Here is a 23278-nt window from a genome sequence, read left to right as displayed (position 1 = left end):
ATAGGCAAAAATAAAACAATAACCCGGTTTTATTTTAATACTATAGCGTGTTAAAAATCAGAAAACATGTAACAACGTCTTTATTTCATTTGATTAATTTTTTGTATACTTTTAAGGTATTAAGATGTTGAAAAATTAGTTACTAACCATTAAATCATCTACGAAGGTTTATACGCTCGCCTTTTAAAAGGAATGATGCGTCCATACTTCTGGATTTAAGTTTTTGATTGCCCTGTATGAAATTCTATTATATATATTTTGCTATTTACTTATTCCTGCCGACGCTATCCTTTTCACAAGGACTTAAATTTAACGGAGGTCATCACGCAATCGATGAACGTACTTCTTATGAAGTTTTTGGAGAAAACACAATTTCATTTGAAGGACTATTTGATATTGACTTTCAACTTGCAATCTATGGCACCAACTCACTTGGGAATATCCTTAGAGTTCAAAACAAGGAAAATAATACCATCTATAACCTATTTTATGACGAAGAAAAAGATCAGTGCATTTTCAGACTAAATGAAGAAGGAAAAAGTAGTTTGATCATAGCCAAGATAGATCGTCGGTTATTAGACAACAACAGCTGGTTTCCGGTTAAATTAACCTTTAATCTGACACAAGGAATTTTTAAACTTCAAATAAAAAACAAAGTTTTCGCATCCGAAAAAATTAAGCTCCCTAACCCCTATTTTCCAATCATTACTTTCGGAAAAAGTGATTACCTAATCGATGTCCCAAATATGGGAATTAAAAACCTATCCATTGGAAATAAAAACACCAAATATGTGTTCCCCTTGAGGGAAAATGAAGGTAATATCGTTCATGATTTTGAAGGAAATAACTATGGTTTAGTAAGCAATCCCGAATGGTTGATCAATGATTCTTACAGATGGCAATTAGTACAGACCTTCAATTCGTCGATTCAAGCAGGCTCTAATTATAATGAAAGCAGAAAAGAAATTTATTATTTCAATCGCGATTCTATATTTATTCATAATATCAAAACGAATGACACTCGGAAAGTTGCTTTTCAAAAAAAATGCCCTGTCGATCTGATCCAAGCAACCAATTTTCTCGATGTAAAAGCAAATAAGCTTTATGTTTATGAATTGTATCATAATTATCCCTATGAGGGCCCCACCGTCGCCAGTCTTAATCTAGATAACTTGACATGGACTATTGAAAGCTATGATCGTGTCCAAAAGGAATTGCATCACCATGGATTCTTTTTTGATCAGCAAGCAAAGCAATATTACATCTTCGGAGGATATGGGAACATGTCCTATAGTGACAAATTTTATCGATATGCCGCTGATTCTACCAAATGGCAAAAACTTGAAGATTTTACCGGAGATAAGCTCTTCCCACGATATTTTCTATCTGCGGGCTATATGGAAAACAACCGTACAGCATATATTTTTGGAGGAATGGGAAATGAGTCTGGAGAGCACATTGTTGGAAGAAAATACTATTATGATCTACACAAAATTAACTTAGATACTAAAAAGGTGACAAAAATGTGGGATATTCAATGGAAAGATAAGCATGTGGTACCTGCACGCGGTATTGTATTCCTAGATCAGTCACACTTTTATGCCTTATGTTATCCCGAGCATCTCACCCGATCAGCAATCAAGCTTTATCGGTTTTCAATCCAAGATGGAAGCTATGAAATATTAGGTGATTCTGTAGCCATCTATTCGGACAAGATTTCAACACGGGCACAGCTTTATTATGACCATCAACTTGGACGTCTAATCGCTTTAGTACAAGAGTCAAATGATGATGTTAAGTCAACATTAAAAATCTATTCCCTAAACTCCCCTCCTATCTCAGAAACAGAATTAAGCAATTATCCCAAAAAAAATAATAAAATTAAATATCTGATTTTTGTATTATTCGGAGGAACTGTTGCAATAGGAGCTTACATCATGCTCAAAAGGATCTCTAATAAAAAAACAGGGCGACATATGATCTTACCAGTACCTGCAGGTGTAGCTGATAGCAATAAAGAACATTTGTTGGTCAAGACTAAAAAATTAGCACCCATCGGTAAGTTAAAACCAAGTAATAACGAACCCGCTGTCTGGAAAAATAACTTACGAGCCAATGCAATCTATTTATTTGGAGAATTTACGGTATTAGATCGCAATCAAAAAGATATATCCCATTTATTTAGTACACGACTGAAACAAGTTTTTTGTTTGATTTTAACCCACGCAGGTGAAGCCGGGATTTCATCCGCATTATTAAGTCATCTGGTATGGCCAGACAAATCTGAAGATAAAGTCAAAAATTCAAGAGGCGTTACAATCAACCATTTAAGAAAAGCATTAAGTGAATTGGATGGGATAGAATTACGCTATGAGAAAGGGCGTTTTAAAATTGAACAACATGCTGATTTCTATTGCGACTATACGAGATGTATGAAACTCACTTCGTCTATTAACAACACTGAAAACAGAGATGAGTTAATTCATCTATTACGAAGGGGAAAGTTCTTACAGGGTACCAATCAACCTATTTTCGACTCAACTAAGGCTGATCTAGAGAAAAATATAACACCTCTTTTAATCACTGAAATCTATCAAAGTATGGAGAAACATGCCTATAACGATAGCATAGCATTGGCTGAAGTTATTTTTCTATTTGACCCTCTCAATGAAAATGCCTTATTTATGGAAATTAAAGCAATGATTGCTTTAAACATGCTCCAAGAAGCTCGCATACGTTTTCAAAACTTTGCTAGCCAATACAGGAACATCATGGGGGAAGACTTCCCTTTCAACTTTGAAGATATAGCCTAATTTTACATCTTATGGGTTTAAAATCTCCAATCAAATGTAACTTAATCATTTGATCGGAGGTTATCTTGAGTTGCCGAAAAACTATTCCTTTTCATCGAAAGAATTAAATACCCTTTTAAGTTCCGTCAGTTTTTCAGGATATTCATGAATCAAATTCGTTCTTTCACTCGGATCCCAGGCAATATTAAACAATTCCTCTACCGTCTCCTCCGTTTTGCCTGAGATTAAATTTGTTCGTTGTTTAATAATACGATATTTCCAATCACCAACTTTCACAGCTTCTGGTTTACCATAATTAACCAAAAAAATTGGTCTATGGACATAGTTTAAATCAGTCTCTTTACCTTCCAGTAAATTATGAATTGATTGTCCATCCAGTTTTCTGTCTGGTAAAGAAGATCCCGTCCAAGAAGCAATAGTTGGTAAAATATCTAAATTACTGATAGAAGAGCGAATAACTTTTCCTTCCGGGATAATTCCCTTCCCGAAAACAATAAAAGGAACTCGGGCACCGCCTTCATAAGTCAGCGCTTTAGAACCTTTAAATACGCCAGCAGTTCCAACATGCCAATTTTTCGTCTCGCCGTCATCTGACATACGAGCAGGATACTCAATCCAAGGTCCATTATCACTAGAAAACATCAAGATGGTATTTTTATCCAGACCCTTAGCCTCTAATGCGTGCCATAATTGGGCAATATACTGATCCAGCTCATACAAGACCGCACCAAGAGGACCTGCATTTTGTGCACTGGCATAAGGATTTTTCTTGTTTGAAAATGCCAATGGAAGATGAGGGAAATTATGTGCATAATACAAAAAGAAAGGTTTGTCTTTTTTTTGCTTATTGATAAAATGAAGTGCTTCACGGTGATAGTGCTGACTTAGATCCGAATCATCAGGAGCAAATACTTCAGGACTGCGATTTCTAAAAAGTTTAATAACAGTATCCGTTTTCACATAAGGTGCACGATAATCATGGCTATAGAGCATACCATAAAAGAAATCAAATCCTTGTGCATTGGGTAGCGATTCTGCTTTATCACCAAGATGCCATTTTCCTACCAAACCCGTTTGATAGCCCTTCTGCTTTAACATTTCAGCGATCGTTACCTCTGCATCAGGTAGACCTAATTCCGAACCAGGACCGATCGGTTGAGGCAAGTTATAACGAGAAGCATAACGTCCGGTCAATAGCGATGCACGAGAGGGTGTACATGAAGGAGTGGAAACGACATAATTTGTAGCCCGTACACCTTTACTCGCTATCGAATCTAAAAAAGGTGTTTGAATATTCGGACTACCATAAGATCCCAAATCCGAATACCCCATATCATCCGTCAATATAAAAATAATATTAGGAGGTTGTTTTTGAGCATATAATAAGGAACAAAAACTTATGCCCGTTAACAATAACAACATTCTTTTTTTACACGACACGATACTCATAATAGTAATTTCTTTTTTTAAATTAATCAATTAGGATTTATAAAAATTAAAAACTGCTGCATGTTTATTAAAACCTTTGCAGGGACTACATTTTCGATCTTCCAATATTAAATAAATGGCATAATCAATTTCAGAACTGCAAGATTGATTTATAATTGCAGACCAATATAATTAATAAATTGTGCGACCTACAATAAAAAACCTATTAAAATACGAAAACGATTTCATTCCATCAATTTCAATAACATCATTTAAATGTAAAACATAGCCGTAAAAATAACATTAAACCGTTATGAGATTATAAAAAAAATCCTGTAACATCAGCAAGACAGTAATTAAAAAATAAAACATAACCAACTCATTACAAATACTATAATAAAAAAAAATAAAATTTATTTTCTGAAATTAAATAATCAAATAATTATGTAAAATGTAAAATCATATACCATCCACGTTCTGTAAATATTAAAAAACAAGTCTTCATCTTTATTGAATTTTATACCTTTGCCACATGAGTACATTCAAAAAATAGGTTACATATGTCATATGTAACTTTTGTGACATTTCAGATATCCTCAAGAACATTCGCTAGCTAAAGAAACCCTATTTACGTTTATCTCATTTGTTTTCAATAAACAATACACATGCAAGAAAATACTTTAAATTCACGAAAATCATTTGCTCCGACACTAATTGCATTCGCATTGGTTCCAATTTCGGGCTTAGCAACAGACATTTACCTACCATCCATGCCACAGATGGCAACAGAGCTAGGACTGGCAGAAAGTAAGATTCAACTCACCTTATCCCTGTTTTTAATTAGTTATGGTATTTCACAATTCTTTGCCGGTGCCCTTGTTGATGCATGGGGAAGATATCGGATTACCTTAATTTCTCTTTTTCTATTTACAATCAGCTTTTTTATTACAGCCACAACTGATAATATTATTGTCATTTATATGATGCGCATACTGCAGGGAATACTATCCGCTTTTGTTGTAGTATCAAAACGCGCCTATTTCGTTGATGTGTACGAAGGTGAAGAGCGAAAACGATACCTGAGTGCCATCACTATCGTTTGGTCATTAGCGCCAATTATTGCTCCTTTCATTGGCGGATATTTACAGGCACAATTTGGATGGCGCTCTAATTTTATGTTATTAGCAGCTTACAGCATTGTGCTCTTCATATTAGAACTCATTTTTTCCGGTGAAACAATCCGTCAGAAAAATCCACTTCAATTTGAATATTTAGTCACTGAATTTAAGACCATGCTTCAAACGAAAGACTTTACGTTTGGAGTGCTCATGTGTGGAATAAGCTATGGTTTAGTTATGTTCTACAATCTAAGTGGACCATTTTTCATTGAACACAATTTAGGTTATAGCTCCATTACGACCGGATACATTTCCTTATTAATGGGACTTGCATGGATGTCCGGTGGGTTTATCGGTCGTGCACTAATCAAGAAAGCACTACTACCAAAATTAAGATATGCTAATTATTTACAAATTGCTTTCATTATTTTAATGATTATAATATCTCCGTATATCACAAATCTCTTTACATTATCACTATTCGCCTTCTTGATCCACGTTACCGCAGGATTTATATTTAATAATTATTTCGGTTACTGCTTAGGTCGTTTTCCTTTATCTGCAGGAATTGCAGGTGGCTTAGCAGGTGGTATAACTTACCTCGTCACTTCTGCATTAAGTTATATTGTCGTGAGTCTCGTGAATCCAGAAACACAGACTGAGATAGGTATTGGTTATGCAGTATTTGCTGTTTTGGGTTTCGTTACCCTGATGATAATTAAGGCGAAAAAAGCATACAAACAATGGACATAATCACTAAGTTTAGATTATTCTAAAAACAAATTGGCGAAATTATACGTTTTTACCTTAACATTTTAGACAACTTAAAATAAGCTTGTTTCAACTTTTTTAAATATTTCACCAAGGTATGATGATTACGTCTTCAATAGTAATACAAAAAAAAGCATCAATTATCTGGGAGGTACTGACCGATAAGAATCAATTCAAGCAATGGTATTTTGACATTCCTGATTTTGCTCTAGAGAAGGGCTTAACATTTCATTTTTATGAGCCTGGTGGTAAAAATAAATTTTTACATGAGTGTACAATACTTGAAATTATTCCTAATAAAAAATTAGTTCATACCTGGACTCACCCCACCTTTAGTCAGGGTGTAACAACAGTCAGTTGGTTGCTCCAGGAAAATGAAGGACTAACAACTGTTACTTTACATCATGAAGGTATCGAAAACCTTCATGATGCAGGCCCCGAATTTGCTTCAGAAAACTATCAAACCGGATGGGATCAGATTCTCAGCAATCTCAAAAAGTTTGCTAATGAAAAAGATTAATAAATTTCCCAAAAGCGGGTATATTTTACAAAAAGCAATTGTAATCTAATTCATAAACTTTTTAGAGCAGTAAACTCACAATAAGACCTGTAGAGTTTATATCTAGTAACTAATTACTGCTAAAAAAAATCAAATAATAATTTCACTCGAATTAAATAGATTGTATATTTGCCTATTGTTTAGAACAAATCTAAATCAACATAAGAATATTACAGATGCCTATTTCATTCCCTTCCATCTCTAATAGATGGAAATTTCTAATTCTAATAATACCATTACAGGTATTCGTTTTCATTTGTCAAGCACAACAAATGACTATAAAAGTCAAAACAGAAAAAGATCTTCCAATTGCTGGAGCGACGGTACGTTTAAATCAACAACTATTAGGAAGTACAGATACAGCTGGTGTGTTGATCACAACAAATGAAAAAATAGTAAATCAAAAAATATCAGTCTCCGCGATAGGATTTAAAGAAAAAACCCTCAGCTTATCAAATAAACCCAGCAATAATTTAATCAGCATCACTTTATTGGCAAGTACAAATGTATTGGATGAAATCGTTGTTACGGCCGGAAGAAAGCCAGAAAGTATTTCAACGATACCATCCTCTATCACAATCTTGAATCAACAAGATATACAAGCACAAACCAACATTACGAACAATTTAGCTACGGTACTTGGTAATGCAATTCCGGGTTTGGGTACCTCGACCAATAAAGCTACAAATTCTGGACAGACCCTTCGTGGACGTGCCGTACTTGTTCTGATAGATGGAATCCCGCAATCAACACCGCTTATGAATGGAGCACGTGACCTACGCACCATCGACCCAAGTGTGATTGAACGTATCGAAGTAATAAAAGGTGCTACTTCAATCTACGGAAATGGTTCAGGTGGAGGTATTATCAATTATATTACCAAGAAAAACAAGGACGGTAAAAAGATTAGTGGTCAGACCATTTTGGGAACATCAATAAATCCATTTGATCCCAAGGAAACCTTAGGTTACAGACTTTCACAACAACTTTCAGGACAGGTAAATAAATGGAGTTACACCGTTTCTGGTTCGGCAGACTACAACGGTTTACAAAGAGATTCCGATGGTTTACCTCTTGGACAGACTGATGGACTTTCCAATTCCTATCAGTACAATGGCTTTATTAAAATAGGTTATCAAATTGATTCAAGCAGTACATTGACTGGATTTTACAACTACTATGGAAGTACACAACATGCCAAATATATCAGTAAAAACGGCATCTATGGTCAGTCGCCTACAATTGGAGTTAGAGGAGAAGAACCAGGCAAACCCGCAGGTACACCTTATAATCACAATGCGATGTTAACCTATTCAAAAAGTAATCTTTTTCATTCAACCCAATTGGATGTAACAGCTTATTTAAATTCCTTCAGTTCAATGAACAGATACGTTGCTAGTGGAACGGCTTGGTATGGTCCTGGACAAACCATGATCAACTCTGATAAAAAAGGATTGCGCTTAAATCTGAATACCCCATTTCAGCTTTTTTCTATTCCAACCGAAATAACTTACGGTTTAGATTTATTAAAAGATGTAACCTATCAAGATTTAACAGATGGACGTGTATACATACCAAAAATGAATATGGTTAATTTTGCCCCCTATGCGCAAGTAAAAGCCGACCTCATTGAAAATTTGATCTTTAAAGCCGGGCTTCGGTATGAAAATGCAACCGTTAAAGTCAACGATTACAATACCATAGCTACTGGTCCGAATGGAGAAGGAAGTATATTGGTAAGCGGAGGAAATATTCCATATAAAGCGACAATGTTCAATGCAGGATTACGCTATACTAAATACGATTATTTCAACCCTTTCGTTAGTTTTTCGCAAGCATTTGCGATCAATGAATTAGGTCGTATTTTACGCCGTGCTAAAGAAAACACAATCGGTAATTTAGAAACAGACCCGATCATTACCAATAACTATGAAGCTGGTTTTTCAAGCCGTTTCAGTATCTTCAATATTTCAGCCTCTTACTACATCAGTACTTCGGATTTAGGTGTTAATTTAGTAGATGTTGGTGGTTTTTTAATGCCTCAGCGTGAACCTGAAGAAGTAAAAGGATATGAAGTTACTCTTGATGCGCAACTGAGTCAAAAATTAAGCGTCGGTGGAAGCTATGCATATGTAGAAGGAAAAGCAAAAATGGATGATGGTAGCAAAATTTATCTTAATGGATCTCGGATTGCACCACCTAAAGCAACTGGTTTTTTAAGCTATAAACCAAACCAACAGTTAAATCTGCAATTGTTTTGGATACACACTGGAGCTAGAGATCGATTTGCACTCAATGACAAAGAAAAATATAACAATAGTGAAGGCCCAATCAGTAATGTCGATCTCTTCAATTTATCAGGTAACTACAATTTGAATAAAAATTGGAAAATAGGCTTCGGAATAGAAAATATATTCAATACATCTTACTACCCTACAGTTAGTCAATACCGTGCATTGGATGCCGAGTACGTAAAAGGTAGTGGTACTGTCACTTCATTAAACCTTCATTATCAATTTTAATAATGATTAAGGCAGTTTTATTATGGCTACATAAATGGCTAGGTCTCTTTACAGGCCTAGTTGTTTTTATTGTTAGTTTATCGGGTTGCTTTTATGTTTTCTATGATGAGCTTAAACTAATAGTCTATCCTCAAAAATACTATACTCAAGATTCAGTTGGAGAAAATAGTAAGTTACTCCCACTAACACAGCTGATTGATATTGCTCAAAACGCTTTACCTAAAGGTGAAAAAATAAGTAGAACAGATCTGTACCTCTCACCAGACAGAACTTGGATATTTCGTGCGCTAAAAACGGATGAACATGCTTTTGGTAATAATCAATATTATATTTACCATAAACGAGTTTTTATTAATCCTTATTCGGGTAAAGTACAAGCGGTAGAAAACTCCAAAACAGAATTTTTTCAGATCGTCTTACAACTTCATATGAACTTACTATTGGGCGCCATGGTAGGACATTGGGTAGTAGGAATTTCGGTCATCATATTCATAATAATTTTAATAACAGGAGTGGTCCTATGGTGGCCTAAAAAATGGACCATCAAAAAATTAAAAAGACAGCTTTGGTTTGATTTTAAAGTTAAATGGAAACGATTAAACTATGACCTGCATCAAATCTTAGGACTTTATAGTGTCATTTTCGCCTTATTAATTGCATGTACAGGTATTGCATTTACATTTCCCGCATTTAAAACTTTTTATGTAAAATCGCTCAATGGTTTCGATAGCACAAAAGAAATTGAACAACAGGAAAAGTTCGAATATGTACCACAGAATCAGTCTAAAATATTAGATAATGCGCTCAATTTCACCATATCAAAACACCCAAATGCAGATATGATGTCGATTCGTTTACGTAAATCTCCAACAGATCCACAAGATATTCAAGTGCGGTTCATTAAAGATCGTACCGGCGAATTTATTTGGTATTATTTTAACAGAGGAAATGGTCAGATTGAAAAAGTAAAACAATCAGAAAATGCTCTCATAGGTGATAAAATTGGCGCGATGAACTATGATCTTCATGTGGGTAATTATGGAGGTATAGCCACTAAAGTTTTACATTTTTTCATCGCTTTAATATGCGCATCACTTCCTATTACAGGAACAATCATTTGGTTAAACAAGAAGAAAAAGAAAACCAAAAAAAGAATTAAATAATTTCAATTATATAATAACATAAAAAGAAAAGCCATCCTAATAGATGGCTTTCCTTTTTTAATAAGAATTTATTTTTTGTCTTTTCTATTTTCAATATTTAATAACAATTTTCCCAATTGCAGTAGCACTTTCTAGAAGCCTATGCGCTTTCATATTTTTTCTAATTATTACTACTAACTACTATTTCTTTTTAAATCTATAAATGAAATAAGGAGCGACTCCAATATCTTTACCACCTGTAAAGGCTGGCGCTGTATTCAATTGATTTATAGAAATATACATCCAGTCATCAGGCCCCTGATAAACATTATCTGGCCATAAAAGTTTATCATCATCCTGTATTATATGACTCAATTTGCCTTTCTTGTCCATTTTAGTGATCGCATGCTCCTGTAGATTTGTAAAATAATGATTCCCCTCCCAATCGGTAAGAGCTCCGTCACTGAATGGTTTATCCCCTACCTTAATAATCTGATCAAATACCAATTGACCAGGCTGGTGTCCCCGTAATACTTTTGTCGGGATACTGTACCATCCCGTGCCATTCATAGCTCCGTAAAATAAAGTTTCACGATCATCCGATAAGGTGATAGGATCGATACCCACTCGCGCAGGCTTTCCTCCAAAATGAACTACCTTCCCGTCAATAACCATATCTTTATCCTCGGCATCAAACGAAAAGTGCTTACCAAATCTTGTTGCCTTCTTAGTTTTTAAATTTAAGACGATGATACCTGGATCGGCAATATCTGCTAAATAGGCAAAACCATGCTTTTCGTCAATGGTCACATCCTGAGCAAATGTCCCCTTAGGAGCAATACGACTTGGCAACGTTATTTTCTCTATAACTTTATTTTGCTGTATATCAAATGCCCATAGTCTGGTCTTCCCAAGTTCCAACCCCATATCAACAACCCAAAGCCTATTCTGTTTGTCAAAAATAAGACCCAACATCGCATCAAAAGTTGTATCACTTGCTTTAGCACCATTCTTTTGCATTTTAAGATTAGGATAAGGAACTGCCTTACCATCCACAATCTCCACCAATTGTAACTGCTGACTACCCAATGGATGAATCGTTGAGAAAATGCGTCCTTCAGCAGATACAGCCACATCACCAGGGCGAACGTCCAATTGGGCGACAGCTTCCAGGTCTCTCTTATTTTCTTGATCATTTCCAAAATAACTGGCAGTTCCATCAATCCAATCTTTTCTTGGAGGAGCAAAAAAATCAATGTCCAATGTGCCGTCTTCCAAACATTCAAACTCATGAGGTATATTACCTGGTATAATAAGTACCTCTCCTGCTTTAACAATATAATCTTTGTTCTGCATAGTCACTTTAACACTTCCCTTCGTAATATAAGTCGTTTGTTCATTCGAATGCTGGTGCAAAGGAACTTTCGCTCCTTTATCCATTTTGAACAAGGCTAGCATACCTTGTTCACCAAACACATATTTCCGGTAAAGTCTGTCAGCTAATTTTTCCCAGCCCAAATCATCAAATTTAATATGCTGAATTTCCTTTGGCAGTTGAGCGACAGCAAAATTCATTACTGCAAATGTAAACAGTACAAATACAATGGACTTTTTTAATAAAAACATAATATAAAAATTTATAATTATTTAATAAGCGCTTTGAGAAGCGCGACCTGTATTCCATTCTTTTTGAAACCTTGGACTTGACTCAGGAAAGAGTAATTCATACCCCACTTTAGTATCCACACTGACTTTTATTTTTGTTGTACCAGACCTTCCCGATATAACATGTCCACCAACAGATCGGTCATCAGAAATAAAGTGCAGATGAAAAGGAGTTAGATCAATATTATCCATGAATGTAGGATTATAAAATCCCACCAGTGTACCCGATATACCCGAAACATGATAGACCGGTCGTGTTTCCATTAACTTGGCAAGACCGGTAGTATCATTTTCAGCAAGCTTTAGGGCTCCTCCCAATTGAATTTCTGCCATTAGTCCATGTATCTGAATACCGAAAGGCTTGTTAAAAGAAGGTAATCGCTTAACGATCTCTTCCTGCATCCGTGCTAGTGTTAGATCACCATCCATTTCAAATACCATATCAGGCGTGAATTGTGCAACAGCGGCGAAAGGTACCTTCCTATCATCTTCAGCTTGAACAACTTGACCGGTAGGGATAACACGGTAATATATACCATCCAAAGCAACCATTTCACCATCCAAGTGATTGAATGTACCTAATCCAAAATCCCCCTTCTCTCTTAGCTTACCAACAGCTAAATCTCCCATATAAACACCATGGCGCATAGCATCCATGACAGAATAATGAAATACAGTCTCCGTCGACTGCGCCCAGACGTCAAAGTTAAATCCACTGATCAGAATCGATAAAATTAGAATGGTATACTTTTTCATCAAAGCATAATTCAATGATAGATCATGGATCAGCAAAACATTAGTTTTTATAGTTTTCATTATTGATTATTATATTTTCGTTCGGAATCATCTCTTGGTGTTTTAGGATCATGGAGCACCATCTTCGCAATGTCATCCTTACGCATAAAAACAACCCCATCTTTATCTTTGACATATGTAATAAAATCATCCATTGCTTTTACAACAGCTGGAGTTCCCCCAATACGATCATGAAAACTTATACTCATCATTCTTCTTTTTGATTTACCCTCCTCATACAGTTGATCGAACTCCATCTTTAACTGCGAAAGAAACATTTCTGGAGTCCAATGATTGCCTGCTATATTGACAATATCATTGTTACGAAGCGTGTAAGGCATGACCACAAAGTCCTTTCCATTCACGGTTGTTAAAAAAGGTTCATCACGGCTCAAGTCATCGATATGATATAGAAACCCCAATTCTTGTAAAATCTTTAAAGTATTAGGACTTCTACGTAACCAATTTGCATTATATCCAACGGCTCTTTGTCCCGTAATACGCTCCACAGTATCTACACCTCTTTTTACAAAATCTAGTTCCTCATTATAATCTTTATTCCATTGGTCATCCCATGAAATTCCATGGGCAGCTATCTCATGTCCATCTGCAGCAATTGCCTGAGCGACTTCGGGATATTTCGCCGCGGCTGTCCCAACGACATGAGAAGTCACTTTGATATCGTACTTTTTCCAAAGATTTAGCATGCGATAAACGCCTTCTACAGCCCCGTACCTATACCAACTTTCAGCAGGTAAATCGGGGTTTCCCACCGGTAAGGGATTGCCCGAAAATGGACTTTCAGCTCCAGCCGGCTGTCCCCCTGTTTCAAACTGCATGGAAACAGATATCACCAGCTGAGCGCCATTTGGCCATTGCTTGGTACTAGAAATAGAATCAGAAACTGAAGATTGCACATCAGAACTTTGCCCATTATTTTTGCAAGAAGCAAAGACGAGTATAGTTGCTAAAATAGCAACTATAGAAATTGATGATTTATACATAGTAATTATTTGTTTTTACAAAAATATTATGAAGCAAGCGCTTAAATCTGTAATTTTTCATCGTATGTTTGTACAAATCAATTACTATGTATGCAAAGGTTTAATAGCTATTACTCATTAAATGTATTTGCTCTGGAGCTGGATAAATGGGATTTCCCAGAACATAAGCACAATTTTTATGAAATTATTTTCATTGAAAAGGGAACCGGTGATCATATCTTAAATGATGCTCGTATGTCCTATGAGGCCGGAGATGTTTTTATCTTAAGGCCTGAAGATGGACATTATTTTGAAATAAAAGAATTTACAAAATTCATCTTTCTAAAATTTAATGAGCAATTATTTACAGAAAAGTTAGCAGGAAGCAAAACAGCCAAATGGTTAGAAACGACCCAAACTTTACTTCAGACAGCCTCAACAATAAATGGAAACATAGTAAAAGATGAGGTTGACAAAATTCATCTCCACTATCTGTTTCAAATTCTATTGCGTGAGTTTTCAAATAATTGTGCCTATAGTAGAGAGTTGCTTCTGGAACTGTTTGGTGGTGTCATGATGCTGTTGGCCAGAGCGCAGTCTACAGTCCAATTTGGACTAGAATGCCCCTCTAATACTGAAATAGATAAATTAAGCCAAATACTGAGTTTTACCCGGATGCATGCCTTGAATCCTGAAAAGATGAAAATTGACAATATAGCATCCCAATTTAATATGTCTCCAAACTACATCAGTATATATGTCAAAAAGCATAGTGGCCAATCCATTCAGCAACATATCATCCAGACCAAAATAAAAACAGCTAGTCAACTATTAAAAAATGGTCGGTACAACATTAATGAAATTGCGCTAAAACTTGGATTCTCCGATGCAAGTCACTTCAATAAAATTTACAAGAAATATACAGGAGCAAGTCCTAAACAAAAGTAAAGACAATTGCTTTAAACGGTATAAGATATTGCATTATATAATTCATCAATGAAAACTGTTTACAAAATATCCTCTCTCTTGAATATAATAGCATGGACGCTAATGTCTCTCGTTATTATTGGAAGCGCATATCATGATATGAGGCACCTTGTGCTCAATAGCTCAGTAGGAATAATGGTCCTGATCATACCCATTTTCACCTATAAAAAAAGACAGAATATCCTAAGACTATGGGAATATTCTGATAAATCAAACAGTCAATCCTGGAAAAACTTTTCCATACTAAACATCATACAGTCATTATTCGTTTTACTAATCGGATCTGTTGGTTTATTTGCTGTAATTTCGAGAGCATTTGGAGAAAACTATCCAGTCTTTGGATAGCAGTATAAAAGTTAAAAAATCTTTCACAATTCCGCAATAAAGAGTTATTTATTTTCATACTATAACAATAATAGATACAAGTAACATGCTCCCTCAAACAAACAACTACTAGGCTTTAACTGTTATCTTTCAAGAACAGTTAAACAAGAAAGATGAACAGCAGTCTCCGCAACGAAAAAGAAACAATAACTAATCATAAATTCCAAAAAGAGGTATTGGATGATTTAAAAAGTAATCCGAAGAGATTATCCTCTAAATATTTTTATGATAGCAAAGGAGATCATCTCTTCCAAAAAATCATGGCACTGGAAGATTATTATCTGACAAAATGTGAACTTGACATCTTCAAAAATCAGACAGCTGAAATTGCTAATTTAATAAGCACAGATGGCAAACCATTTGATCTAATAGAATTGGGAGCAGGCGATGCAATGAAATCCACCTTTTTACTGCAACACCTTGTTAGTAAAGGAGCAAACTTCACTTATATGCCGATCGACATATCAGGTAACATACTTTCAGTTTTAAAAACAAATCTTAACGATGCAATTCCAGCTTTAAATATCATCTGCCTCAAAGGTGAATATTTTGAGATGATCGAAAAAGCAATGACAATATCGTCAAATCGCAAAGTAATATTATTTTTAGGGAGCAATATTGGTAATATGGAAATTGCGGATGCTGAACAGTTTTGCTCCAAATTGAAGAGTAAACTAAATCCTGGAGACAATGTATTAATAGGTTTTGATTTAAAAAAGCATCCTAAAACGATACTTCGTGCTTATGATGATCCAACAGGTATAACTGCAAAATTCAATCTTAATCTTCTCCTTCGCATTAATCATGAACTCGGGGCTAATTTCAACATAAATCAATTTGAACATTATCAAACCTACGATCCCTTAAATGGCGCATGTAAAAGTTATCTCATTAGCTTAACAGAACAGCAAGTGACACTCGGCGAGGAGCAGATCTCATTTGAAAAAAATGAACCCATTTACATGGAGATATCACAAAAATTCTCACCTTCTGACATCCGACATCTCGCCAATAGCTCAGGTTTTAACTTTGTCAGCGAACTATACGATTCGAAAAAATGGTTTATGGATGCAATATGGAAAATCAAGTAAAAAAACGATGATGAATACAAAACATACAATAACCGATCACATTACAGATTTAGAAGAACAATATTGGACTATTCGAAATCACTCTGTACATATATGCGCACCTTTAGCCATTGAAGATTATGTTGTGCAGCCAATAGTAGATGTCAGTCCTCCAAAGTGGCACTTAGGGCATACAACTTGGTTTTTTGAAACATTTTTATTGATCCCTTACTTTCCTGAATATCAGGTTTTCGACTCACAGTATAATTATGTCTTTAACAGTTATTATGAAACTGTAGGCGCGCGGGTCATCCGAACCGATCGTGGAAATTTAAGCCGTCCATCCGTATCTGATATTTACAAGTATAGAGCATACGTAGATGAGCAAATGCAGTTATTTTTTAAGCAGAAACGACATCACTTACAAGACGTATTAACTTTGCTCGAACTAGGACTTAACCATGAACAGCAACATCAGGAATTACTGATTTCAGATATCAAATATATTTTGGGACACAATCCACTTTTCCCATGCTACAAAAGCGATCCAGAACCTTCAAAATCAGAATTCGTAAATAACGAAATGATTACCTTTCCAGCCGGAATATACGAAATCGGATTCGAAGGAAAGGGGTTCTGTTTCGATAATGAACTTGGGAGACATCACGTCTATTTACAAGAATTCGAAATTGCTGCACAAGTTGTCAGCAACGGGGAATACTTAGAATTTATAGAAAACGGAGGGTATCAAGACTTTCGCCATTGGCATGCTGAAGGTTGGGACTGGGTAAAAGAAAATGATGCTCATGCACCACTATATTGGCATAAAATTGACAATCAATGGATGCACTATACATTATCAGGTCTAAAATTATTGGATCTCAATGAAGCACTCAATCATATCAACTATTTTGAAGCGGTTGCTTATGCAAATTGGAAAGGAATGCGTTTACCAATAGAGGCCGAATGGGAAATCGCGGCTGATAACATGCATTGGGGCGACCGATGGGAATGGACAGGAAGTGCCTATCTGCCTTATCCAGGTTTCAAAAAAGAAGCTGGTGCGGTAGGCGAATATAATGGAAAGTTCATGGTCAATCAAATGGTTTTACGAGGTGCTTCGGAAGCTACGTCAAAAGGACATAGTAGAAAGACATATCGAAATTTCTTTCATACACAGCACCAGTGGCAATTTACGGGTATTCGACTAGCACGATGATATCGATCACAACGAAATCAGCCCTATAATATCAAAAAATACGATAATAAATAACGGTGACATGGATTATCAAGCCGTGGCTAATAATTTGAAAAGAACGTAACTGATAACAACTTATGTGACCAAACAAATTTTATAAAAAACCAAATCATGTACCTTAATTTCCATAAATTAATATAAATTTAACATTTAAAAGATATAGTATTTATAAACAATGTTTAGCATTGTAAAACATTTTATGTTATATTTACAATACAATTATGGCTAAGCAAGGAAAATTCTTGGTTTTTGAAAAACCTAAATCTCCTCTTCAATCAGTATCGAGTACGATACCAAATCTGGAAGAAGGAGAAATACTCGTCAAAATAAATTACGCTACACTTTGTGGCAGTGATCTTCATACTTATTGCGGTCTACGTCAAGAACCTTGCCCAACTATACTTGGACATGAGATAGTGGGGACAATAATGGAGACAAATTCAAATTCAGTTTTAACAGATGCTTCCGGACAGGAACTCAAAGAAGGAGATGTTATCACCTGGACCGTATTTGCTAGTGATCCCGAAACAGCTAGTTATAATGCAGAAACACCTCAAAAAAATGAAAATCTATACAAATATGGACACAGACAAATTACAGATCGTGACAGTTTTCATGGAGGATTAGCGTCACACATTATATTAAGACCACATACTTCCATTCGTATTCTTCCAAAAGAATTACCTGCACCTATTGCAGCAACGATCAATTGTGCCATTGCTACATCAGCTGGAGCTATTCGGTTAGCTGGAACCATCAAAGGTAAAAAAACACTTATTTCCGGAATGGGTTTATTGGGTCTCGTATGTGTAGCGATGTGTAAAGAAGCAGGTGCATCCGAAATTATAGTAACAGATATTGATGACAAACGCTTAGCGCTTGCTAAAAAATTCGGCGCTAACGAAACTCTAAATTCTAAGGAAACCACGCTTGATGAATCAGCAATTGTTAAAGTAGGAAATGGGATTGATCGCTTTATTGACATGAGTGGCTCACCAGATGCTATGGAAGCAGGAATAGCACAATTGGGTATAAATGGAGTTGCCGTATTTATTGGAGCAGTGTTTAAACAGCGTAAACTTGAGATCGATGCAGAGCAAATGATCCGACGCATATTAACAATTAAAGGTTTACATAATTATAATTACGAAGATTTTTCTACAGCAGTAGATTTTATTGTGCAGAATTTCGAGAAATACCCATTTCTTGATCTTGTTGAAAAAGAATTCTCTTTAGATGAAGTGAATGAAGCTTTCGACTACGCTGTAATGAACAAACCAATACGTGTCGGCATCAATATGGATATCAAATAACAGAAGATGCAGATTCAAAAAAACTTCAGAAAAGAGCAATGGAAGATGCTATTTATCACCATGTTCTGTTATTTATTTTTTTATACAGGAAGACATAATTTTGGCTGGGCGGCAAAAGGAATGTCAGCTGAATTAGGTATAAGCTACCAGCAAATTGGATGGATTAGCTTTTCCATGTTGATGGGATATGCCATAGGACAATTAATTAACGGTAATCTTGCAGATCGTCTAAGTCCAAAAATCATGATCTTAACAGGTGGTTTTCTATCTATTGTCTGCAACCTGTCTATTAGTTATGCCAATACCTACGTTGTAATACTTATTCTTTGGACATTAAATGGTTATTTTCAATCTATGGCCTGGGGATCGGGAAGTAAATTAATCTCCAATTGGTGGGATAGCAATGAACGAGGTAAAGCTTTTGGTTTTTATACGATGGCAGCAGGGAGCTCATCTGTGCTTACATTTTTCATGGCGTTACTTTTAGTACAACAAGAACAAAGCTGGCGTACACTTTTTAGATACCCCATACTCTTTCTTCTTTTTGCCTTAGTCTTATTTTTAATTATTGCGAGAAGTCATCCGTCTTTAAAAGGATTTACGCTACAATCAGATAGTGCACAAAACGATTCAACATCAAAATTAGGTTGGAAAGAGTCTTATAAGCTCGTATTCGGAAACAAAAAATTTCTGATCGCATCCTTTGCCATCGGATTTCAAAGTATGGCAAGATATGGACTTATTTTCTGGGTACCGATCCATTTCTTAGGGAATAATTACAAGGAATCAAATGGTAATTTATGGCTTACTTTATTCATTCCTATCGGTATGGCTGTAGGAGCAGTTTCATTTGGTTATATTTCAGATTTACTGTTCAACAAAAACAGAAGCAAGTCGATTAGAGCCGGAATGCTCTGCAGCTGTGCAATTGCATTGTTGATTTATGTTATACCAACCCCACATCATGTACTCGCTGCTGTCTTGATGTTTACTGCTGGCTTTTTTGTGTACGGACCCCAAGCTAACTTTTGGACCTTAAGCCCAGATATCTTAGGAACCAAATTAGTAGGTACCGGTATAGGTGTTATGAATATGTTCGCGTATGTGTTTGCGGCTATCGGAGAACCTATATTTGGAAAAATTATTGATTACACAGGCAATACATCAAACATCTTCCTTGTAGTTGCTGTAATTTGTGCAATTTGTGCTATCATTATTTCCTTTGTAAAGCCAGCAACAGCAAGTGAAGTTCAGATGTAAAAATAGCGCTATTAGATGAAGAGAATATAAACCGGAATATAATATTATAAATTATGTTAAACAGAAAATCATTCCTAAAAATCGGAGGACTAAGTCTGTCAGGACTTCTTGTAAATAAAACTATTGCAGCTCCAATAGTGGAGAATATTGACAACATTACCAGTAAAAATCGGGGAGTAAAATTCGGCGTCATATCAGATCTCCATTATGATCTCATGCATGACAGTGATCGAAGAGCACAGTTATTTATTGATACTATGGTCAAAGAGCAGCCCGATTTCATAATACAGTTAGGTGATTTTTGCGTCCCAAAACCAAAAAATAAACCTTTACTAGATATTTGGAGTAAATTCGAGGGAGAAAAACATTACGTATTGGGAAATCACGATACCGATGGTGGCTTCTCCAAAGAACAGGCTCTGGCATTTTGGGGTGCGACAAATCCTTATTATTCATTTGACAAGAATGGTTTTCATTTTGTCGTATTAGATGGCAATGAAAAAAGTGAAACGAAGAAAATAGATGGCTATCCTCGTTCTATTACAAAAAAGCAACTTAACTGGCTAAAAAAAGACCTTCAAAACACATCCTTACGCACCGTTATTTTCTGTCATCAAGGGCTTGAAAATACATTAGGCGGATTAGATAATGGCATGGAGGTCCGTTATCTATTCGAACAGATAAACAAAGAGGCAGGCTTTAACAAAGTAGTACTCGTGTTAACAGGTCACCATCATATGAATTATCACAATGAAATCAATGGGATCCATTATGTACAGATTAACAGTTCATCATACTATTGGGCGGGAGAAGACTTTAAAAGTTCGGCTTTCTCAGATGATTTTTACAAAAAACACGGCATCCTTCGCTATACACTCGTATATGAAGATCCAATTTGGGCAGTAATTGACCTAGATCATAAAAAGAATATTCGTATTCAAGGTACGAAAACCAAAATGGCTGGAGTACCATTAAGCGATGCAGGAATTGATGTTTACAAAGATGTATATCCAATAACTTCCGAAATTGACTCGCGAAAATTGAAGTATTGATTTCATAATAAAGGCCTCTAAAGAGGCCTTTATTATGAAATCAATATCATTATGTTATCTGGAAACAATTAACATGACTTCAAAAATCAGTTATTTAAATATTTTTAACTTAGATATGCTCTTCTTAAAAAGATGCTACACCTAAGAGCATAAATGCTAAAAATATTCCATTGCATTCCAATTTGTTATTTTCTATAGTACCTAACTATACACGTGACCTCATAACTGAGCTTTAAAGATAATTGTTGCTAACAAAATAGCTCAAATAATTCATTTTTCTCATTACTATAAAAAAAATTAGCCCTTGAAAATCAAGGGCTAAATACCTAAAAAATATTAACAAGAGTTATCTCCATCCTAAAGGCTGTAATAAATTCGGATTAAGCGTAGTTTGTACAATCGGAATTGGGCGATAGTAGTATTTAGGTCCATCTTCCCATTTTCGTACTTGCACTTGATCTCTTACAAACTGAATATGCCCTGACGTTCCATTTGAAAGAAAGATAACCTTTTCATCCAAATAATACATCACAAGCTTATCTTTAACTTCCTTAGGAATGGAAGAAATGGGTTCTAAAGTATCCTTATTTTGCAGTATAGCAATATCAGGAACACCGTCACCAGTCACATCTATTGCTCCTAACGCAGGGACATACATGCCTTTTGGATTAACGGCCAACAACTGACCTACAAACCATCTATTTAAATCATTTAATCTAAATCCTTCAGAAGCAAGCTCTATCCTTCGCTCTCGTCTGATCTCCAAAATAACGCCATTCTGAAAAGGTGTATTATCTCCAAAACTGCCATAGCGTTTTGCCAGAATAGGATCAACATTTGCATTTGCAAAACCCAAATTCAATGCAGGCATTTCTACACGAGCACGAAGCTTACCTATTGTTGCATCCAGATCAGCTTGTGAAATTGAGCCCAATTCTGCTCGTGCCTCGGCATAATTCAACAACACCTCTGCATAGCGCATAATCGGAAGATCAGTATAATTCAGATCCCAACCTTTACGCTGATTTGGATCTCTAGGATAAAACTTGATCTGAAGATATCCACCAAAAGTAGGTTTTAAAACATGTGGAGTATTAACAGCAGGATTAGTCTTAAAGCCCGGTTGCATGATATTCTCAGCTAACCGCGGATCACGATTTTCAAATATTTCTGTCACAGTCTTTTTATCATAATTTGGTAAATCTGTAAAGCGCGTACCATCCTTCATCAGAAACTCTTCCATCAGATCTTTACTTAGTGCCCATTGGTAATCAAAGACCGTATGAGAATTATTCGCGGCACCATCTGCTTCAGAATTTTTTCGGAAAAATATAATTTCCTTATTACTCGTTATATCACTACTTACAAATAGATTTCGATAATCCTCTCCTCCTTTTCCTGTGCTATAGATTGTAAAACCTCCTTGATCCATTACTTCTTTAGCAGCAGAAGCAGCACGCTCAAAATAAGTATTTGCACTTTTATCTAATCCTAAATATTTGTGGTATTTGCGGTATGAACCTTCAAATAAAGATATTCTTGACAGCAAGCTCAATGCCGTCCATTTAGTCACCCGCGTATTGCTACCACTTGGCTTAATATTAGCAGCGGCATACTCTAGATCGGCCATCACTGAATCCACAACAAGCACTCTAGGATCTTGTGTTTTTTCCATTAATTCGGTTTCGTCATCCTTTAAGACCTTATTATACCATGGCACATCACCATAAGTCATCACCATATTATAATACAGGTATGCTCTATAAAATTTGGCTATACCAATAAAGTGATTGATACTTGCTTTATCCCCAACAGTCCTACTCGAATTTTGCAACATAAAGTTGATTGTACGGATGTTTTTCCAACTGTCCCATCCGCCAACATTTGAAGGGGTAAGACTATTTCTGACCATCGCGTCTGTATTAGATGATCCACTCATACCAGCAATATTATCCGAGAATCCATCACTATAAGACGGTCCCATCATTTCATAAAAACTATTACTATAAGTTTCCAAGTCACTCACATTTTTGAATAGCGTTTCTTCAGTAGGTTTCGTTTGAGGCAAACGATCCAAAAAATCTTTTTGGCACGATCCAAGCATTAAAATGCTTGCACATGCTATATAAGTTAGAATTGTATTTTTCATCATTATCAT

General features: G+C 35.7%; 17 protein-coding genes. 12 read left to right on the top strand and 5 right to left on the bottom strand.

Annotated features, from left to right (window positions below; genetic code table 11):
- The first annotated feature begins 236 nt into the window (after window positions 1-236).
- On the top strand, window positions 237-2813 hold the full coding sequence (locus FHR29_RS01550) for a DNA-binding transcriptional activator (protein WP_183911985.1): 2577 nt from the start codon (window positions 237-239) through the stop codon (window positions 2811-2813).
- A gap of 81 nt (window positions 2814-2894) precedes the next feature.
- Here the strand turns inward: FHR29_RS01550 and FHR29_RS01545 are convergent, their stop codons facing one another.
- Window positions 2895-4235: a sulfatase-like hydrolase/transferase gene (locus FHR29_RS01545; RefSeq protein WP_183911983.1), complete on the bottom strand. Its 1341-nt coding sequence runs from the start codon at window positions 4233-4235 to the stop codon at window positions 2895-2897.
- Between the two features lie 671 nt (window positions 4236-4906).
- Here FHR29_RS01545 and FHR29_RS01540 point away from each other — a divergent pair.
- From FHR29_RS01540 to FHR29_RS01525, 4 genes are all read left to right on the top strand, one after another.
- Complete coding sequence (locus tag FHR29_RS01540) at window positions 4907-6112, top strand: MFS transporter (protein ID WP_168127430.1); 1206 nt, start codon at window positions 4907-4909, stop codon at window positions 6110-6112.
- A gap of 115 nt (window positions 6113-6227) precedes the next feature.
- Window positions 6228-6650, top strand: coding sequence for an SRPBCC domain-containing protein (locus FHR29_RS01535; protein WP_183911981.1), 423 nt, complete (start codon window positions 6228-6230; stop codon window positions 6648-6650).
- A gap of 311 nt (window positions 6651-6961) precedes the next feature.
- Entirely contained in the window at window positions 6962-9211 is a 2250-nt protein-coding gene (locus FHR29_RS01530) for a TonB-dependent receptor domain-containing protein (protein WP_183911980.1), read from the top strand.
- A gap of 2 nt (window positions 9212-9213) precedes the next feature.
- Window positions 9214-10374: a PepSY domain-containing protein gene (locus tag FHR29_RS01525; protein WP_207898556.1), complete on the top strand. Its 1161-nt coding sequence runs from the start codon at window positions 9214-9216 to the stop codon at window positions 10372-10374.
- A 180-nt stretch (window positions 10375-10554) separates the two neighbouring features.
- Here the strand turns inward: FHR29_RS01525 and FHR29_RS01520 are convergent, their stop codons facing one another.
- The 3 genes from FHR29_RS01520 to FHR29_RS01510 are packed head-to-tail and all read right to left on the bottom strand — an operon-like array spanning window position 10555 to window position 13817.
- Complete coding sequence (locus FHR29_RS01520; RefSeq protein ID WP_132842125.1) at window positions 10555-11979, bottom strand: L-dopachrome tautomerase-related protein; 1425 nt, start codon at window positions 11977-11979, stop codon at window positions 10555-10557.
- Between the two features lie 21 nt (window positions 11980-12000).
- On the bottom strand, window positions 12001-12834 hold the full coding sequence (locus FHR29_RS01515; RefSeq protein WP_132842124.1) for an acetolactate decarboxylase: 834 nt from the start codon (window positions 12832-12834) through the stop codon (window positions 12001-12003).
- Window positions 12834-13817: a polysaccharide deacetylase family protein gene (locus tag FHR29_RS01510; RefSeq protein ID WP_183911978.1), complete on the bottom strand. Its 984-nt coding sequence runs from the start codon at window positions 13815-13817 to the stop codon at window positions 12834-12836. Before FHR29_RS01510 ends, FHR29_RS01515 begins: the two co-directional genes overlap by 1 nt.
- Window positions 13818-13907: 90 nt before the next feature.
- Here FHR29_RS01510 and FHR29_RS01505 point away from each other — a divergent pair, with 90 nt between their 5' ends.
- The 7 genes from FHR29_RS01505 to FHR29_RS01475 all read left to right on the top strand — a co-directional run bounded on the left by FHR29_RS01505 (window position 13908) and on the right by FHR29_RS01475 (window position 21120).
- Window positions 13908-14744, top strand: a complete 837-nt coding sequence (locus FHR29_RS01505; protein WP_132842121.1) for an AraC family transcriptional regulator — start codon at window positions 13908-13910, stop codon at window positions 14742-14744.
- Window positions 14745-14792: 48 nt separating this feature from the next.
- Window positions 14793-15128: a hypothetical protein gene (locus FHR29_RS01500; protein ID WP_183911976.1), complete on the top strand. Its 336-nt coding sequence runs from the start codon at window positions 14793-14795 to the stop codon at window positions 15126-15128.
- A 152-nt stretch (window positions 15129-15280) separates the two neighbouring features.
- On the top strand, window positions 15281-16258 hold the full coding sequence (locus tag FHR29_RS01495; RefSeq protein ID WP_183911974.1) for an L-histidine N(alpha)-methyltransferase: 978 nt from the start codon (window positions 15281-15283) through the stop codon (window positions 16256-16258).
- A 7-nt stretch (window positions 16259-16265) separates the two neighbouring features.
- Window positions 16266-17456 (top strand): ergothioneine biosynthesis protein EgtB, encoded by a 1191-nt coding sequence (egtB, locus tag FHR29_RS01490; RefSeq protein WP_311732289.1) that lies wholly within the window; start codon window positions 16266-16268, stop codon window positions 17454-17456.
- 260 nt (window positions 17457-17716) lie between these two features.
- Window positions 17717-18808, top strand: coding sequence for a zinc-binding dehydrogenase (locus FHR29_RS01485; RefSeq protein WP_183911973.1), 1092 nt, complete (start codon window positions 17717-17719; stop codon window positions 18806-18808).
- Between the two features lie 6 nt (window positions 18809-18814).
- Window positions 18815-20068, top strand: coding sequence for an MFS transporter (locus tag FHR29_RS01480; RefSeq protein ID WP_260291492.1), 1254 nt, complete (start codon window positions 18815-18817; stop codon window positions 20066-20068).
- A 53-nt stretch (window positions 20069-20121) separates the two neighbouring features.
- Window positions 20122-21120 (top strand): metallophosphoesterase, encoded by a 999-nt coding sequence (locus FHR29_RS01475; protein ID WP_183911971.1) that lies wholly within the window; start codon window positions 20122-20124, stop codon window positions 21118-21120.
- Between the two features lie 346 nt (window positions 21121-21466).
- Here the strand turns inward: FHR29_RS01475 and FHR29_RS01470 are convergent, their stop codons facing one another.
- Window positions 21467-23272 (bottom strand): RagB/SusD family nutrient uptake outer membrane protein, encoded by a 1806-nt coding sequence (locus FHR29_RS01470; RefSeq protein ID WP_183911969.1) that lies wholly within the window; start codon window positions 23270-23272, stop codon window positions 21467-21469.
- Window positions 23273-23278: the final 6 nt, after the last annotated feature.

Source organism: Sphingobacterium sp. JUb56 (assembly GCF_014191365.1).
Taxonomy (GTDB): domain Bacteria; phylum Bacteroidota; class Bacteroidia; order Sphingobacteriales; family Sphingobacteriaceae; genus Sphingobacterium; species Sphingobacterium anhuiense.
Note: the sequence above shows the minus strand (reverse complement) of the source record. Positions and strands in the feature narration are given on the sequence as shown.